General features: G+C 55.3%; 14 protein-coding genes and 1 pseudogene. 8 read left to right on the top strand and 7 right to left on the bottom strand.

Annotated features, from left to right (window positions below; all coding sequences use genetic code 11):
• Positions 1 to 6: 6 nt before the first annotated feature.
• Positions 7 to 1077: a catabolic alanine racemase DadX gene (gene dadX / locus ACJ9N4_RS02165; protein ID WP_182919898.1), complete on the top strand. Its 1071-nt coding sequence runs from the start codon at positions 7 to 9 to the stop codon at positions 1075 to 1077.
• A gap of 46 nt (positions 1078 to 1123) precedes the next feature.
• On the opposite strand, the gene ACJ9N4_RS02160 is transcribed toward dadX, so the two are convergent.
• On the bottom strand, positions 1124 to 2857 hold the full coding sequence (locus ACJ9N4_RS02160) for a potassium/proton antiporter (protein WP_411500213.1): 1734 nt from the start codon (positions 2855 to 2857) through the stop codon (positions 1124 to 1126).
• 97 nt (positions 2858 to 2954) lie between these two features.
• On the bottom strand, positions 2955 to 3869 hold the full coding sequence (gene ldcA / locus ACJ9N4_RS02155) for a muramoyltetrapeptide carboxypeptidase (protein ID WP_411500212.1): 915 nt from the start codon (positions 3867 to 3869) through the stop codon (positions 2955 to 2957).
• Between the two features lie 107 nt (positions 3870 to 3976).
• Between ldcA and emtA the strand changes: the two genes are divergently transcribed.
• Positions 3977 to 4588, top strand: a complete 612-nt coding sequence (gene emtA / locus ACJ9N4_RS02150; protein WP_182271753.1) for a membrane-bound lytic murein transglycosylase EmtA — start codon at positions 3977 to 3979, stop codon at positions 4586 to 4588.
• Between the two features lie 35 nt (positions 4589 to 4623).
• Here emtA and ACJ9N4_RS02145 read toward each other — a convergent pair whose 3' ends face one another.
• Positions 4624 to 5355 carry a flagellar brake protein YcgR gene (locus ACJ9N4_RS02145; RefSeq protein WP_182271752.1) on the bottom strand — a complete coding sequence of 244 codons (732 nt, stop codon included), beginning with the start codon at positions 5353 to 5355 and terminating at the stop codon, positions 4624 to 4626.
• Positions 5356 to 5563: 208 nt separating this feature from the next.
• On the opposite strand from ACJ9N4_RS02145, the gene ACJ9N4_RS02140 reads away from it, so the two are divergent.
• Positions 5564 to 5818 (top strand): GlsB/YeaQ/YmgE family stress response membrane protein, encoded by a 255-nt coding sequence (locus tag ACJ9N4_RS02140; RefSeq protein WP_182271751.1) that lies wholly within the window; start codon positions 5564 to 5566, stop codon positions 5816 to 5818.
• A gap of 74 nt (positions 5819 to 5892) precedes the next feature.
• On the opposite strand, the gene ACJ9N4_RS02135 is transcribed toward ACJ9N4_RS02140, so the two are convergent.
• Both ACJ9N4_RS02135 and ACJ9N4_RS02130 read right to left on the bottom strand, forming a co-directional pair.
• Positions 5893 to 7575, bottom strand: a complete 1683-nt coding sequence (locus tag ACJ9N4_RS02135; RefSeq protein ID WP_411500211.1) for an alpha,alpha-trehalase — start codon at positions 7573 to 7575, stop codon at positions 5893 to 5895.
• 126 nt (positions 7576 to 7701) lie between these two features.
• The gene (locus ACJ9N4_RS02130; RefSeq protein WP_182919901.1) at positions 7702 to 8658 is read right to left on the bottom strand and encodes an AraC family transcriptional regulator; all 957 of its coding nucleotides are present in this window, start codon (positions 8656 to 8658) and stop codon (positions 7702 to 7704) included.
• A 116-nt stretch (positions 8659 to 8774) separates the two neighbouring features.
• On the opposite strand from ACJ9N4_RS02130, the gene ACJ9N4_RS02125 reads away from it, so the two are divergent.
• Complete coding sequence (locus ACJ9N4_RS02125; protein WP_182919902.1) at positions 8775 to 9962, top strand: MFS transporter; 1188 nt, start codon at positions 8775 to 8777, stop codon at positions 9960 to 9962.
• 50 nt (positions 9963 to 10012) lie between these two features.
• Here the strand turns inward: ACJ9N4_RS02125 and gap are convergent, their stop codons facing one another.
• Complete coding sequence (gene gap / locus ACJ9N4_RS02120; RefSeq protein WP_182919903.1) at positions 10013 to 11023, bottom strand: type I glyceraldehyde-3-phosphate dehydrogenase; 1011 nt, start codon at positions 11021 to 11023, stop codon at positions 10013 to 10015.
• Between the two features lie 81 nt (positions 11024 to 11104).
• Entirely contained in the window at positions 11105 to 12085 is a 981-nt protein-coding gene (locus tag ACJ9N4_RS02115; protein ID WP_182271747.1) for a GlxA family transcriptional regulator, read from the bottom strand.
• A gap of 875 nt (positions 12086 to 12960) precedes the next feature.
• Between ACJ9N4_RS02115 and ACJ9N4_RS02110 the strand changes: the two genes are divergently transcribed.
• From ACJ9N4_RS02110 to ACJ9N4_RS02095, 4 genes and pseudogenes are all read left to right on the top strand, one after another.
• Positions 12961 to 13455, top strand: a complete 495-nt coding sequence (locus tag ACJ9N4_RS02110; protein ID WP_182271746.1) for an SH3 domain-containing protein — start codon at positions 12961 to 12963, stop codon at positions 13453 to 13455.
• Positions 13456 to 13478: 23 nt separating this feature from the next.
• Positions 13479 to 13982 (top strand): type VI secretion system lipoprotein TssJ, encoded by a 504-nt coding sequence (tssJ, locus tag ACJ9N4_RS02105; protein ID WP_182271745.1) that lies wholly within the window; start codon positions 13479 to 13481, stop codon positions 13980 to 13982.
• A 28-nt stretch (positions 13983 to 14010) separates the two neighbouring features.
• Positions 14011 to 15354 (top strand): type VI secretion system baseplate subunit TssK, encoded by a 1344-nt coding sequence (tssK, locus tag ACJ9N4_RS02100; protein WP_182271744.1) that lies wholly within the window; start codon positions 14011 to 14013, stop codon positions 15352 to 15354.
• A gap of 17 nt (positions 15355 to 15371) precedes the next feature.
• Positions 15372 to 16463, top strand: a pseudogene (locus tag ACJ9N4_RS02095) (DotU family type VI secretion system protein); the annotation flags it as partial.
• Positions 16464 to 16530: the final 67 nt, after the last annotated feature.

Below are 16530 nucleotides of genomic sequence, written 5' to 3'. Positions count from 1 at the left end.
GTCGTCATGTCCCGTCCTGTTCTGGCTCAGCTGAATTTGCAGGCTCTGAAGGATAACCTGCAAATTGTTCGCCGCGCCGCACCAGGTTCACGCGTGTGGTCGGTGGTGAAAGCGAATGCCTACGGTCACGGCATTGACCGTATATGGAGCGCGCTCAGTGCCACCGACGGCTTTGCCTTACTGAATCTGGAAGAGGCTATTCTGTTGCGCGAGCGCGGCTGGAAGGGGCCAGTCTTGCTGCTGGAAGGGTTCTTCCACGCCGACGATCTGCCGCTGCTGGATAAGTATCGCCTGACCACCAGCGTGCACAGCAACTGGCAGATTAAAGCTCTGCAGAATGCGAAGCTGCATGCCCCGCTGGATATTTATCTCAAAATGAACAGCGGCATGAACCGTCTGGGCTTCCAGCCTGAGCGGGTGCATACGGTCTGGCAGCAGTTGCGCGCCCTGAAAAACGTGGGGGAAATGACGCTGATGGCGCATTTTGCCGATGCCGAAAGACCGGACGGTATTGCCGATGCGCTGGTGCGTATCGACCAGGCGGCTGAAGGGCTGGATTGTCCGCGCTCGCTGTCGAATTCGGCGGCGACGCTCTGGCATCCTGAAGCACACTATAACTGGGTGCGCCCTGGGATCATTTTGTACGGTGCGTCCCCGTCTGGTCAGTGGCAGGATATCGCCAACAGCGGCCTGAAGCCGGTAATGACTCTGCGGAGCGAAATTATCGGCGTACAGACGCTGAAGGCGGGAGATACGGTAGGGTACGGCAGCCGTTACCGGGCAACGGGTGAACAGCGTATTGGTATTGTGGCAGGCGGCTATGCAGACGGTTATCCGCGCATCGCACCGACCGGCACGCCAGTGTGGGTAAATGGTGTTCGCACGGGGACGGTGGGGACAGTGTCGATGGATATGCTGGCCGTTGACCTGACTCCGTGCCCGCAGGCAGGCATTGGTTCGCCGGTAGAGCTGTGGGGCAATGAAGTGAAAATTGACGATGTGGCCGCCGCGGCGGGGACGGTCGGCTATGAGCTGATGTGTGCTCTGGCACCGAGAGTGCCTGTTGTGACGGTATAACCTTCCTGGTTGCCGGGTGGCGCTAACGCTCACCCGGCAACCAGTCTTACTCCGCGTCTTCTTCCATCGGCCGCACGCCGACCTTGCGTACCGCATTATCCTCTTTCTCTGCCACCGTCCAGATCATCCCGGCAAACTCCACGTGGTCACCGACGACCGGTGCAGCGCCAAGCAGCTGCTGGATAATTTCGCCCAGTGTTTGCTGTTTATCGCGGTATTCCAGACCTTCATCCAGACCGTAAATCAGCGCCACGTCGGCAAATTTTGCGCTGGCTTCCAGAATAAAATCACCGAAGAAACGCTGATCCAGCGCAACAGGCGGAGACTGGCTGAACAGTTTGCCCAGTGCGGGCAAATCGTGTTCGCGGCCAATGACGCAGAGAATATCACCTTCGCGCAGGCGGGTACTGCCGGTTGGATGCAGCAGGATATTATCGCGGAACAGCGCCGCAATTCGTGTTTCGGTCGGCATATGCAAATCGCGCAGCGACGCCCCCACGCACCATTTATCAGCACTGAGCTGATAGACAAACTGCTCCCACGGGTTCTCCGGGTGAATATCCAGCCCCACACGGGGGACCGGCCAGCCGATGGGTGGCACCACCACTTTGGCTTTTTTCGCCGCCCACCCGAGTGACGTTCCCTGGAACAGCAGCGACACCAGCACCACGAAAAAGGCCACGTTAAAGAACAGGCGTGCGTTATCCAGACCCGCCATCATCGGGAAGACGGCAAGGATAATCGGCACTGCACCGCGTAACCCCACCCAGCTGATAAAGATGCGCTCGCGCAGGTTGAAGCCGCGAAACGGTAGCAGACCGGCAAACACCGAGAGCGGACGGGCGAAGAAAATCATCCATGCCGACAACATCAGGGCCGGAACGGCAATGGGTAACAGATCCGATGGCGTGACCAGCAGGCCAAGCACCAGGAACATACCGATCTGTGCCAGCCAGGCCAGACCGTCAAAGTTCTGCAAAATGGCGTGGCGGTTACGAATCGGGCGGTTACCCAGCAAAAAGCCGCACAGATAAATGGCCAGAATACCGCTACCGCCTATTGCGGTGGTCAGGGCGAAAACCAGGATCCCGCCGCTCAGAGCCAGTAACGGATAGAGCCCCGCAGGCAACGAAATCCGGTTGATCATCTGCTGCAACAAATAACCGCCAGCAAGGCCGATGAAAATGCCCAAGCCAAACTGCTGCAAAATATGCAAGGCGAACATCCAGCTCAGACCGCTTTCATGCTGCTGGATCATCTCAATCAGCGTGATGGTGAGAAACACCGCCATCGGATCGTTACTGCCTGATTCAATTTCCAGCGTTGAGCCGACACGTTCGTTCAGCCCTTTACCACCAAGCAGGGAGAAAACGGCTGCTGCATCAGTGGAGCCGACAATTGCGCCAATCAGCAATCCTTCCATGATATTGAGATGGAAAAGCCACGCGGCCATCATGCCGGTCAGACCGGAGGTAATCAGCACGCCGACGGTGGCGAGCGACAGCGCTGGCCCTAAGGCCACGCGAAATGAACTCGCCTGGGTGCGCATCCCGCCGTCCAGCAGGATCACCGCCAGCGCGAGGTTACTCACCATGTAGGCGAAGGGGTAGTTATCGAATGGGATACCGCCGATACCATCGATACCGGCCAGCATGCCGATGGCAAGGAAAATAACTAAAATAGGTATGCCGAGACGTGATGACAATGAACTCAATAAAATACTACAGGTTACAAGCACAGAACCCAGAATAAACAGGCTGATTACCGCTGCGGCATCCAATGTTGTCTTACTCCCACCTCAATGTTAACGCTGTTATTAAAACCCTAACATATTAACGACCCAAACAGCGTTTAATTGAGGCGGTTTAAGGAATTTTTTAACCTTTAATAACAGGATGACCGCTAATCGTTAACCGACTGCCCGAATCATCGTGTGTCAGGATGGCCTGTGCACCCAACGCCAGGGTGACGGTTTGTTGTTCATGGCCGAAATCCAGCCCGGTAATCACCGGGATATCAAGACGTGAGCGGATGAACTCGACCATCGTTTCAAGGGAATAACCTGCGTCGTAGTCGTTCGGTGCAGAACCGCTAAAGCTGCCCAGCACGATGGCGGACTGACGGGCAAGAATACCGGCATGATAAAGCTGCAACAACATACGTTCGACGCGGAACGGATGCTCATTGATATCCTCCAGCACCAGGATACCGTCCGCAATTTGTGGCAACCACGGCGTGCCAATCAGCGACACCAGCATTGCCAGGTTACCGCCCCACAGCTGCCCCTCGCACGCCCAGTGGGGTCCGTCACCTTGCCACTCTACGTGGTAGACCGGGTTTTGCAGCGCGCGCCAGAAATGTTCCTGCGTAAACGCGTCCAGCTCCGGCGCACCGAAATTACCGGCCAGCATGGGGCCGCTAAAGGTGATGACGTTATGCAGTGCAAGCAGGCCAAGCTGGATCGCCGTGAAATCGCTGTGTCCGCAAATCAGCAGAGGATCCTGTTGTTGACGTTTTGCCAGCCCTTGCCAGTCGATGCTCTCCAGCAACCGGCTCGCACCATAGCCGCCGCGCACCGCGAGGACAATCTGATCCACACCCTTCAGGTTCACCAGACCGTTGATATCGTTCAGTCTCTGCGCTTCGGTACCGGCAAAGCGTTGCTGGCGGCGGGGGATAATCGTCTGATTTTCTACCCGGTGGCCGGATTCCAGTAAGCGCTGAACTCCCCGTTGTGCCGCCTCCTGGTTGATGCAGTAGCCCGACGGTGCGATGAGATGAAACTGAGACATGGCAATTCCTTGCTGAATGAGAAACTAATTGTCTATATCATGCCGCTTATACGCTCCCTGCTTCAAGGGGCTGTATACCGCGATGACCGGCTATAAGGATAGATGACGTGAAATTGAGATGGTTTGCTTTTTTGATTGTGTTGCTTGCTGGCTGTAGTTCAAAACATGACTATCAAAATCCCCCCTGGAACCCTGAAGTCCCTGTGAAACGGGCCATGCAGTGGATGCCGATCAGTGAACAAGCCGGGAAGGCATGGGGCGTCAGCCCACGTCTGGTTACGGCGATTATTGCCGTGGAATCCGGCGGCAACCCAACGCTTGTCAGCAAATCGAACGCGGTGGGGTTGATGCAGCTTAAAGCGTCAACGGCGGGGAAAGAGGTCTACCGCTACATGGGCTGGAGCGGTCAGCCGTCGACCAGCGAGCTGAAAAACCCGGAACGCAACATTTCAATGGGCACGGCGTACCTGAGCATTCTGGAGCATGGCGTGCTGAAGGGAATAGAAGATCCTGAAGTCATGCAGTACGCGCTGGTGGTTTCATACGTTAACGGTGCCGGGGCACTGCTCAGAACCTTCTCATCTGACCGCAAAGAGGCGATTGAAGAGATTAACGGCATGGACAAAGACGAGTTCTTTGAGCATGTCGTGAAGAATCATCCGGCACCACAGGCTCCTCGCTATATCTGGAAAGTGCAGAAAGCGATGGATGCCATGTAATGCCGTGATCGGGCGGCCACGCTGCCCGATATGCATCACAGCACTTTGTTGGCACGTTCCCGCGCCTCTCGCTCCAGAGAGAAAATAATGCGCTGCAGTTCGCGCTCAGCGCCAGGCCCCACGTTCAGGAAGCGGAAGCTCAGGCGTGGGGTGGTAATGGTTTCGTTTTTGCTGTCCACCACTTTACGCTCGCTGATGGCAATCAGCTGTGCATCGAAATAGAACCGTCCCCAGCCGCCCATATCCAGTTCGATTTGCGTGAATCGCATACCTTCCACCAGCCCCTCGGGCTTTGGCGTGTCCATCAGCGCACCCATGCCGCCCAGCGACAGGTCAAAGAGACGGAAGCGGAGCTCTTTTTTATCCGGCATTTTGGCCTTACAAAAATAAGCGGGGTGAAGCGGGGCGCTGATACGGAAATATTCACGGCGCTGAACAAACCAGAGGTTAGTGGGAAGCGGCGTGACGAATGCAGGCAGACCCTGGTATTCGTTCAGTTCCAGTCGCGGCATCACAAACTCTACCTTTGCACCCTGGGTTTCAGCCATCACGGAAATGTTTTCTGCCCGCATCACCGCGCGGTTTTCATACTCCTGGCTCCCCAGGTCGATGACCATACGCTCCGACGAGACATCAAGGATCTTGCTGATAAACTGATTGGTCGACCAGGTGATGCGCAGCGGCACCTCGCCTTTTTGCAGATCGCGTAATACCCCTAATACAGCCAGCGGATTTTGCTTCAGGAACTGCTCACTGTAATTTCTCACGCCAGATGGCTCCTCAGATATATGACAGACTGTCTTTGCGTTATCGGCAGTCTGAAATGGAACTTAATACAAACCGGTGAGTTTTTTTTCATAATGGCGGTAATTTAAGTCGGTGAGATGAAACCGGTTTTCCGGTGGTGACCTATAATTAAGTTACCTGCGCGGAAGGTTTTCTGTGCATGGGTTAAACCTGCAAGAGGGCATTGCTATGGGTATCATCGCCTGGATTATCTTTGGTCTAATTGCTGGCGCTATCGCTAAACTTATCATGCCAGGGCGTGATGGCGGCGGCTTTATTTTGACCTGTGTCCTCGGGGTCGTTGGTGCGGTTGTTGGTGGCTGGCTGGCGACGATGTTTGGCATCGGAGGCAATATAAGTGGTTTTGATCTGCACAGTTTTCTGGTCGCCGTGGCAGGAGCCATTGTTGTACTGGGTGTGTTCAGACTGCTCAGACGGGCATAAGATTACTGAAAACGGCTCTCTCCTGAGGGCCGTTTTTTTGTGCGCATTACCCTCTCTGCTGTTTTTCGCCAGGGCTACTGTGCCACACTTTTCTCCGGTACCGCCCCGTGACTCGCTGCGGGCTGATTTTCAGGCACTGTGTCACACGGCTTCTCTTTTGGACACACCAGATCCAGCATCTTCAGCGTCACGCCGTTACTCCAGCCAAAACCATCCTGCAGCGGGTACTCGCCACCACCCCCCCCCGTACCAGTGGTAGACACATCATACTTCTCCACCAGTTTTTGCTCGCGGTCATAGGTGTGCTGAACATTTTTCAGGAAGCGCCACGTGACGTCCATCGCAACCTTGTTTTGTCCGTAGTTCTGTAACCCTTCCGTTGCAACCCATTGCAGCGGTGCCCAGCCATTTGGCGCATCCCATTGCTGGCCACTGGTGACGGTGGTCGTTGAAATCCCACCCGGTTTAAGCAGGTGTGAAGCGGCAGCCGATGCCACTTTATCAGCACGATCCTGCGCTGCTGCCTTCACGTAAAGCGGGAACAGGGCCGCGGCCGTGAGCTGATTGCGCACCTGTTTACGCCTGAGATCGTAATCGGCGTACCAGCCCTCTTTTTCATTCCACAGGTGGTTTTCAATTGCTTTCTGGCGCGCGGAGGCCAGCGCCTCATATTTGCCTGCACCAGCGGTATCGCCACTCTCCTTGCTTGCCCGCGCCAGCAGTTTTTCCATCTTAAACATCAGGGAGTTCAGATCTACCGGGACAATGCTGGTGGTGTGAATTGTACCAAGCTTGTGCGGATCGTCCATCCAGCGGGAGCTAAAGTCCCAGCCTGAAGCGGCGGCAGAACGCAGATCGCGGTAGACTTCCGTTGCCGGGCGGTCAGGATTGCTTTTAGCGGTCGTCACATCATCCAGCCAGGACTCCGGGCGTGGCGTATCGCGGTCATCCCAGTAACGGTTGAGGACTTCGCCGTCAGTCAGTTTTACCACCCGTTTGTTGGCCTGCCCCGGCTGTAGCGCATCAGCCCCCGCCATCCACCAGGCGTACTCTTTCTCCATCTGCGGACGGTATTTTTTCAGCGCATCGCTGTCGTGCGTGGCCAGCAACTCCACCATCAGGGAGAAAAACGGCGGCTGAGAGCGGCTCAGGTAGTAGCTACGGTTACCGTTGGGGATATGCCCCCAGGTATCAATTTCCCAGGCGAAATTGTCCACCATATCGCTGATTTTATCCCAGTGGCCACTTTCGGCCAGACCCAGCATGGTGAAATAACTGTCCCAGTAGTAAACCTCACGAAAACGGCCGCCGGGCACGACATACGGTTTCGGCAGCGGCAGGAGTGAATCCCATCTGGAGGCTTTCTCAGTGGTTCGGGTCAGAACGGGCCAGAGATCGTCAATGTGCGCACGTAAACTTTGTCCTGCCGGGGGAACGTATTTTTCCCCCTCTGCTGGCAGGGTAAAGTTCATTTCGACAAAGTGACGTAAGTCAAAGCCGGACTGGGTGTGTTGCATCCGGTAATCCGCCAGAATCATCATTGGATCGCTTTTCGGGATCGCATCGGCAAAGGTCTTTTGATCGGGAAAGAGTCTGGCGCTCTGCACATCATTAAAGAGAGGGCCGAGCAAAATATCGGGCGGGCTTTTCTGGGGCGCTGGCAGAGAGTCTGCATAACCCAATGTGGTAACACCGAGCAGCGCACCTCCCAATGCAAGGCGCAAAAGGGATGGGCGTAATGTACGAGGTCGTATCATTGGTTCGTCTCCTGTATTCGCTGAGCAGCGTGACCGCTGTTGTCAATCACCTGAAAACCTTAGACGAATATGTGTGGCTGCGCGTGTTTCATGTCCCATTTTGCGCACATCCGGACGATTTACCGTTTAAACCTCTTCTGACGCCGGGATCGATTCCCTGAGCGAGCCTGGGGCATGTCCGATGATCCGCTTAAACGCCCGGCTAAAGGCCGCCAGCGATCCGTACCCCAGACGCAATGCCACCGTTTCGATGGGCTGATTTTCGTGGCGAATGTACTGAATGGCCAGACGCATTCTCAGCTCGCTGAGATATTTTGCCGGGGTTGTCCCCGTAGCGGAAAGAAAACGCTCGGCGAATACGGAACGGGAGGTACCCGCTTCTTTTGCCAGGTCTGCCACGCTCCAGTTCAGCCCCGGCTGCTGGTGCATGGCGTAAATCGCCCGGCTCAGGCGCGGATCGCGCAGGACCTGTACCCAGCCGGTGGCTTTACCACACCCTGCCTCTACCCAGCCACGGACGATCAACGCGGCCACCACATCGGCCAGCCGGGCCAGGATCCCCGCGAACCCCACCTGACGCGTCATTGACTCTCGTTCCATCGCCGCCAGCAGGGGATGGATCTCCGGCCAGGTGGACATCAACCGGCTTACCATCATCACTTCCGGCATCGCTTTGATCAGCGGTTGCATGCCGCCCAGTTCGAAATCCATACATCCGCTGAAGATGATGGTGTGCTCGCTCTCCGGGCACGGCTCACAGGTAATCGCACAGACCGAGCTGCAGATAGGCTCGCTGGGAAATGCGCTGACCGGGGTGATTGTTGCCTGTTCGTCTGAGAGCAGGGCATGGGCGTTACCGTTGGGGATAAAGAGCGCGTCACCGCCGTTCAGGGCGAAGGTTGCGCCGCTTTCCATCCGCAGCAGGGCATTGCCGCGGCTGACAAAATGAAATTGTGCCTTACCGGCCGCCTGATGAAACGCCACGCCAAACGGCGCGCTGGCTTCAATCCGGCGGTATTTCACGCCCGACAGACGCATGCCGCGTAAAAGTTCGCTGATCAAATCGGGTGACTGAACGGTCATGAGCGCAACTCCGGACGAATAATCAATAAGTGGAGATTATATGTCATAGATCGTCCACGGGGAACACTCTATGCTTTTGCGACAGTTGTCACATTTTTATAACGGGAGAACAACAGATGAATTCATGTATCGCGGCGAGAGAGGCTATAGCGCCCGCAAAACCCGCCTGGCGAGCCGTCTATTCACTGGGGCTGGGGGTATTTGGTCTGATAACGGCAGAGTTCTTGCCCGCCAGTTTGCTGACGCCAATGGCGGCCAGCCTGGGCGTCACCGAAGGGATGGCCGGGCAGGCGGTGACCGCAACCGCACTGGTGGCGCTGGTCACCGGTTTGCTGATTACCTCTGCCACCAAAAGCATCGATCGCCGCTGGGTATTGATGTTTTTCTCGGTGCTGCAAATCATCTCCAGCCTGCTGGTGGCCTTTGCGCCAACGCTGCATGTTCTGCTGATGGGGCGTTTGCTGTTGGGTATCGCCATTGGGGGATTCTGGGCGATGTCGACCGCCACGGCGATGCGGCTGGTACCTGCCGATAAAGTGCCGAAAGCGCTGGCGGTGATCTTCTCCAGCGTGTCGATTGCGACAGTAGTGGCTGCCCCGCTGGGGAGCTATCTTGGCAGCCTGATCGGCTGGCGTAACGTCTTTATCCTCTGCATTCTGCCGAGCATGCTGGCGCTGCTGTGGCAGCTCTGGGTACTGCCATCCATGAAACCGGAGAGCAGCGGCAGCCTGGGAACGCTATTCCGCGTGCTGAGACGTCCGGGGATGATCGGCGGGATGCTGGCGACCATCCTGATCTTCAGCGGCCATTTTGCCTTCTTTACCTATCTGCGTCCGTTTCTGGAAACGGTCGGCCAGGTGAGCGTAGAGAGCATTTCGCTGATCCTGCTGGGCTTTGGTATTGCCAACTTTGTCGGGACATCCATTGCCGGGCATCTTCTGGCGCGCAACCTGCGCCTGACGCTGGCGCTGGTACCTTTCGCTATGGGTGTACTGGCGCTCATCATGGTGGCATTTGGTCATCTGGCGATGCTGGACGGGTTGCTCGTTGCGCTGTGGGGTTTTGCCTTTGGTCTGGTGCCGGTGGGCTGGTCAACCTGGCTTGCAACGACTGTTCCTGATGAAGCCGAAAGCGCAGGGGGATTGCTGGTGGCCTCTATCCAGCTGGCGATAAGTGCGGGTGCGGCAGGCGGCGGAGCCGTGTTTGACCTCAACGGTGCCAGCGGCGTGTTTGCCGGAAGCGGTTTACTGCTGGTTACCGCCATGGTGATTGTGCTGATGGGCGTCAGGGTTAAAGCGGAATAACACGGTATGCATAAGCCCGGTAACCGTAGCGTCACCGGGCATAACGTGCCTTACACGCCTTTTTTATCCATCAGCACGGCGAGATCCACCAGACGGTTTGAGAACCCCCATTCGTTGTCATACCACGCCAGGATTTTGACCATATTGCCGCCGATCACCAGTGTGGAAAGCCCGTCGATAATGGAAGAACGCGGGTCACCCTGATAATCGCTGGAGACCAGTGGTTCATCGCTGTAGCCCAGAATGTCTTTCAGCGGCCCGCTTGCTGCTGCTTTACGGAACGCATCGTTGACCTCCTCGACGGTCACATTCCGGCTCAGCGTCACCGTCAGATCGACGATGGACACTACCGGAACCGGCACGCGCAGCGAGTATCCGGTCAGACGGCCATCCAGAGCCGGGATCACTTTCCCCAGCGCTTTTGCTGCCCCGCTGGAGTAAGGCACAATCGACAGCGCGGCCGCGCGGGCACCGCGCAGATCTTTCTCCGGCTGATCGTGCAGCGCCTGGCTGTTGGTGTAAGCATGCGTGGTGTTCATCAGCCCGTGTTCAATACCAAACTGCTGATGCAGTACCTGTGCCGCCGGAGCCAGCCCGTTGGTGGTACAACTCCCGTTACTCACCACCTGGTGCAGGGCCGGGTCGTACAGCTCATGGTTCACACCCATCACCACCGTCAGGTCGTCGTTTTTACCGGGGGCGGAGATAATGACCCGTTTCGCGCCACCGCGATGAATATGCGCCGCTGCTTTATCACGTTCGGTGAAGAAACCCGTGGCTTCAATCACCACGTCTACCCCAACATCGCGCCACGGAATGTTGGCCGGATCGCGTTCGCTGAACACGACGATCCGCTGGCCATCGACCTGCAACGCACCGTCTGCCGCTTCAACGGAAACCGGTAATGTACCGAGCAGGGAATCGTACTTGAGCAGATGGGCGAGGGTTTTGCTGTCCGTCAGATCGTTAATCGCCGCAATCTGAATGTCGGGGTTACCCAACGCGGCACGCAGAAAATTACGCCCGATCCTGCCGAAACCGTTAATACCGACCTTAACCATGATCAACTCCTTAGTATCTGTGATGTCTGGAGTGACTGTAGGCTTCAGGCGAAATGGCGTAAATGACAAAAAAGGATCAGATTACGCCATCTTGCGGCAGTGGAAGCGCTGGCGGTACTCTCCCGGCGTGAGGTGAAGCTGTTTCTCAAAGACGCGACGCAGGTTGATGCTGGTGCCAAATCCGCTTCTCCCGGCGATAAGCTCCAGCGAGTCATTTGTCTGTTCAAGAAGCTGTCTGGCAGCGGCAAGACGTGCTTCGGTTACGTAGCGCGCCGGAGAGGCTCCTGCGTCGCGGGTAAACACGCGGGTGAAATTTCGTGGGCTCATGGCGACTCTTTCCGCCAGATTTTCAACGCACAGGTCGGCGGTGAGGTTTTGCAGGATCCAGGCCTGTAATTCGCTAATGGGGCCGGAAGCCCCCGATTGCTGCAGGTTATAACGGCTGAACTGCAACTGCCCGCCCGGGCGACGCAGATACATCACCATGTCCTGCGCCACGTCACGAGCGAGGGTAAAACCGTAGTCATCTTCAACCAGTGCCAGCGTCAGGTCAAACCCGGAACTGACACCGCCGGACGTCCAGATGGGGCCGTCCTGAATATAGAGTGGGCCACCTTCCACACGGATAGCCGGATACGTTTCCTGCATTGTCTCCAGAAGCCGCCAGTGCGTCGTGGCGCGACGTCCGTCGAGTAATCCGGTCTGTGCCAGCAGCATCGCGCCACCGCAGATGGAGGCAATACGCCGGGCGTGAGGGGCTGCAAGGTGCAGCCAGTCCACCACCGCGGTGCTCTCCAGCTCGTTCATGCCGCGTCCGGTAATGATAATGGTGTCGAGCGGCTCGCGTGGGTCCAGCTCCGGCAGGCGATAGTCCGCCAGCAAATTTAAGCCAGACTGCCCGTGGATCACCTGATGGGGCTGAGTGGTGGCAATGAGGATACGGTAGCAGGGATTGCTCAGGCCTTCCGGGTGCAGTCGGTTGGCCTGCATCAGAATGTCGGCGATACCGGCGGCTTCAAACAACATGCCGCCGTCAGGAACGATAATCAGGATTTTCTTCATGTCCTGAAAAGTACCTTTATCGCAAAATAAGTCAAGCTGCAGACTCTGTATTAACCAATGCCCTGGTAAAAGTACGTGTAAAAGGAAACTATGTAGTGAACGTTAAACAGAATTAGGGCATTTGCGAACCGCTTTGCGGCGCGTAATGGAGCCTTCTGTGGGTAAGAACACAGCAATGATATGGCTGAGAGAAAGAGGGGGGAGCTATAATGGCGGACCGAATCCGATTTAGTCACGCTTAATAGTTCATGCGCTGCGAGACACCTGATGAAAGCGCTTTTGCTATAATGTTGCCGTTATTTCGTGGTGCAAAATTAATATGCTTCAGCACTATCGGAAATTTCTTCACCATTAAAAGAAGATTCGAATGAAACCTATCTCGTGAATGCAACAAATATGATGTGCATAATATATTCATATTGTCATAAATAATTTAAATTCTACTAATTATGGTAGTGGTAATGCTATGTTTATTGCGTTAATGCGATCCATTCTCTTTTTTGGATAATCTCTTTTAATTCATATGGTTGTTGTGTGTTTTGGTGGGCTAAATTGAACTTGGCACGCTATGTATGGGTTTTTGGTAGGATTATTCCTATATTTTCATGCGTGACTCATAAAACACCAGGAAATTAGAAGGCAATATTGAATTGATGACGAGCTTATGTAAACTTGTGGGCTGATTGTTAAAATATGTCAGGATGAAGCAGGGCCTTATTCTGTAAGGCTTGTGCGGTAGCTATACCCTAAGAGTAGCTATACCCTAAGAATAGTCACGCTGTGAAAATACCTGTCATATTCTAAACGATACTATTTAAGTCAAATATCATCTCCCCCCAATCTACTATCATCTAAATATCGCTACGGAAAAGCATATGAAAATGCGCGTATTGTTTTCACTCCTGTTTGTAATGGCGGTGGCGGGCTGTAAAGCGCCGCAGAAACCTGTGATAACCGACGATACGATCGTTACCAGCCAGGTCAATGGCGTCACGTTAACCCACCGTCATGTTGTTACCCCTCCGGCAGAATTTACCCAGGTTAATGAACCTTATCGTGCAATGTATCCGGCGTCATTGATGAGCCGTCCTGATTACGGCGGAAAGGCGATCAGCACGCTTGAGACCGGAAAAACCTACGTGGTTCTGGGTCAGGTTGAACACTACTGGATGGCGCTTGCGGATGAGGGTAGCGAACAACTGATTGGTTACGTCCCCATGCGTGCCGTGATCAAGGCCGATCAGTATGACGCGGCCGTGCGTAAACAAGCGCTTCGTCCAAAAGCGCGTAAGAAAACGACCTGCGTTGATGTGGATGGCAACAGTAAAGCCTGCAAAGACAACGCGAACGGGACCTGGATCCTGAACTAAACGGATTTCATGAGCGTATTTTTATGAATAATAAAAATTTTCACAGGATGTGGTTAGCATTTTACGCGGTGATTTTTGTTCTGGTCAGTGGTTGTACGTCCTCTTCACACAACGACCCCTCCCGCTACAATCTGCAGTTTCAGGCTCATCCGCAAATCAATGATTCCGCGCCGCTTAAAGTCAGAGTGTTGCTGCTGAAATCTGATGCGGATTTCATGTCCAGCGACTTCTATTCCCTGCAGAACAACGCGTCAACCACGCTTGGCGCGAATCTGCTTAACAGCGATGTCTTCTTCCTGATGCCGGGCCAGCTTTCGAAAACCCTGAGTGGGCAAAGCTCTCCCGACGCCCGCTATATCGGTGTGATGGCGGAATACCAGGCGCTGGATGGGAAAAAATGGCGCGTTTCACTCCCGCTGCCTGTTCCCGGCGAAAACCCTGTCTATCAGTTCTGGAAGTGGTCCGCAGATGAACTCCAGGCCAACGTCTTTCTGGACGTGAATGGCATCCGGGTCATCAGCCAGTAACGCGCTTCATAACAGGAAACACATCATCATGACGAAAGCAGAAAAGGTCGTCTGGACCGAAGGGATGTTTCTGCGTCCACACCATTTTCAGCGGACAGAGAGTTACCTGCTCAACCACGTTCGTGAGTGGGGGGCGCTGCAGCGCTCGTATCTGTGGGGCTTTCTCGACGTTGAACTCGACGAGGCGATGCTTCGTCAGGGTTGCATTGCGCTGAGTTACTGCAGCGGTTTGCTGCCTGACGGAACCTTTTTCCAGGTACGTAACGGGCGCAACGGCCCGGTACCGCTAAAAATCCCTGATAACCTCACCAATGAGAAAGTGGTGCTCGCACTGCCGGTTCGCCGGGGTGAACGCGAAGAGGTTATCTTCAGCGAAGAGCAGGCCTCGCTCGCGCGTTTTATCGCCTTCGAACAAGAGGTGGAAGACGATAATGCCATGTCGGTGGGGGATGCTACGGTACAGTTTGGCCGTTTGCGCCTGACCCTGATGCTGGAAAAAGATCTGACAGCAGAGTGGACTGCTATCGGCGTGGCGTTTGTCACCGAGAAGCGCAACGACAATCATGTGCGGCTGGACAGCAGCTACATCCCTCCGATGCTGAATGCCAACAACAACCCGCTGCTCTATAGCATGATTAACGATCTGCACGGTTTACTGGTGCAGCGTAGTCAGCAGATTGGCGGTCGTCTGCGTCAGCCTGGCCGTTTTAACACCTCTGAGCTGATTGAATTTACACTGCTCTCGCTGGTGAATCGCCATCTGGGCGAAGTATCACATTTAAAAACTCTCCCGCTGCTCCACCCGGAAGCGCTCTGGCATCGCTGGCTACCGTTTGCCACCGAACTTGCTACCTGGACCTCTCAGCGTAGCGCAGAAAGCGTGCTGCCAATTTATGACCATGATGATCTCGCGGGCTGCTTCAGCAAGTTGATGCTGATGCTGCGCCAGGGGCTGTCGCTGGTGATGGAAGACCATGCTATCCAGTTACCGCTTAACGAACGTTCTCATGGCCTGAACATCGCCACCGTCCCTGAGACCAGCATGGTACGTGAGTTTGGCTTTGTACTGGCGGTAAAAGCCAATGTGCCGGGCGATCACCTGCAAACCCATTTCCCTGCCCAGATGAAGGTGGCTCCGGTCTCCAGGATCCGCGATCTGGTTCAGCTGCAACTGCCGGGCATTATGCTGCGGGCTATGCCGGTCGCGCCACCGCAAATCCCCTGGCATGCGGGTTACAGCTATTTTGAGCTGGAGAAGGGCAGTGAACTGTGGCACGAGATGGACAAGTCCGGTGCTTTCGCTCTGCATCTTGCAGGGGAGTTCCCGGGTCTTGATATGGAGTTTTGGGCCATCCGTAGCCCGACAGAATAATAAAGCGAGCGCTAAATATGCAGGAACGACAGGATACCGGCAGTGATGCCGTGTTTACCGGGGCCAGTAGCAACAATCAGCTGGTGGCGGCCGCCAATCCGCTGCTCAACGCGATTCCGCAAATCCGTCACTCAGTATCACATGACGATCAGGTAGCGTTGCGCCAGCGCTTGATCGACGAAATTCGCCGTTTCGAAGTCCGTTGCCAACAGGCGGGACTGCCTTATGAAGTGATCGTCGGTGCCCGTTATTGCCTGTGTACGGCACTGGATGAAGCCGCTGCGCTTACCCCGTGGGGGAGCAGCGGCGTCTGGTCCAGTAGCGGGTTGCTGGTGACGTTTCACAACGAAACCTGGGGGGGAGAGAAGTTCTTCCAGCTGCTGGCGCGTCTGTCGCAGAACCCGCGCGAACATATTCTGTTGCTGGAGATGATCAACTACTGCCTGCTGCTTGGATTCGAAGGGCGCTACCGGGTGCTGGATAACGGCCGCACCCAGCTTGAAACCATCAAGCAGCGGCTGTGGCAGATGATTCGTGGCGTGCGCGGCAGCTATCCGCCGCCGCTCTCACCACACCCGGAAGACCGGCCTGTGCTACGTAAACTGTGGCGTCCGATGGTGCCGCTGTGGGCCTGTGCCACGCTGGTCGGTTTCATTGCCTGTCTGTTCTATATCGTTCTTAACTGGCGTCTCGGTGACAACACCAATCCGGTGCTGGCGAAGATTTACCAGTCCCAGCTCCCGGAAACCTCAGTTCAGCAACCGACACGGCAATTGCCCGCTGTGCTGAATCTGCGCGGCTTCCTGAAACCTGAAATTGATGCTGGCCTGGTGGCGGTGAAGGACGAAGCAGATCGCAGCGTAGTGATCCTGAAAGGCGACGGCCTGTTCGCTTCCGCCTCTACGGTGGTGCGCGATCGCTATGAGCCGGTGATCAACCGCATTGCCCAGGCGATGAATAACGTCAGCGGCAAAATTCTGGTGGTTGGCTACAGCGACAACGTGCCCATTCGCAGCGCGCGTTTTGCCTCTAACTATGAGCTCTCTCTGGAACGTGCCCGGTCTGTGCAAAAACAGCTGCAGGGAAGCCTCTCCCAACCTGAAGTGGTTTAATAGTTTTAGACACGTTCAGAGGTTATAAATTAAATAACTGATGAGGTGCAAAAAATGAATTCAC

Source organism: Enterobacter sp. LM3, assembly GCF_046622475.1.
In the GTDB taxonomy this organism is placed as follows: Bacteria; Pseudomonadota; Gammaproteobacteria; order Enterobacterales; family Enterobacteriaceae; genus Enterobacter; species Enterobacter cloacae_P.
The sequence above is the reverse complement of the archived record's forward strand: the minus strand, read 5'-3'. Positions and strand labels throughout refer to the sequence as shown.

Bases quoted from the DNA above. Each gene is read 5' to 3' on its own strand.
- ACJ9N4_RS02115 (WP_182271747.1), bottom strand. From the start codon at position 12,085: ATGAAGAAAATCCTGATTATCGTTCCTGACGGCGGCATGTTGTTTGAA.
- ACJ9N4_RS02110 (WP_182271746.1), top strand. From the start codon at position 12,961: ATGAAAATGCGCGTATTGTTTTCACTCCTGTTTGTAATGGCGGTGGCG.
- ACJ9N4_RS02125 (WP_182919902.1), top strand. From the start codon at position 8,775: ATGAATTCATGTATCGCGGCGAGAGAGGCTATAGCGCCCGCAAAACCC.
- dadX (WP_182919898.1), top strand. From the start codon at position 7: ATGTCCCGTCCTGTTCTGGCTCAGCTGAATTTGCAGGCTCTGAAGGAT.
- ACJ9N4_RS02130 (WP_182919901.1), bottom strand. From the start codon at position 8,658: ATGACCGTTCAGTCACCCGATTTGATCAGCGAACTTTTACGCGGCATG.
- ldcA (WP_411500212.1), bottom strand. From the start codon at position 3,869: ATGTCTCAGTTTCATCTCATCGCACCGTCGGGCTACTGCATCAACCAG.
- ACJ9N4_RS02135 (WP_411500211.1), bottom strand. From the start codon at position 7,575: ATGATACGACCTCGTACATTACGCCCATCCCTTTTGCGCCTTGCATTG.
- ACJ9N4_RS02140 (WP_182271751.1), top strand. From the start codon at position 5,564: ATGGGTATCATCGCCTGGATTATCTTTGGTCTAATTGCTGGCGCTATC.
- gap (WP_182919903.1), bottom strand. From the start codon at position 11,023: ATGGTTAAGGTCGGTATTAACGGTTTCGGCAGGATCGGGCGTAATTTT.
- tssJ (WP_182271745.1), top strand. From the start codon at position 13,479: ATGAATAATAAAAATTTTCACAGGATGTGGTTAGCATTTTACGCGGTG.
- tssK (WP_182271744.1), top strand. From the start codon at position 14,011: ATGACGAAAGCAGAAAAGGTCGTCTGGACCGAAGGGATGTTTCTGCGT.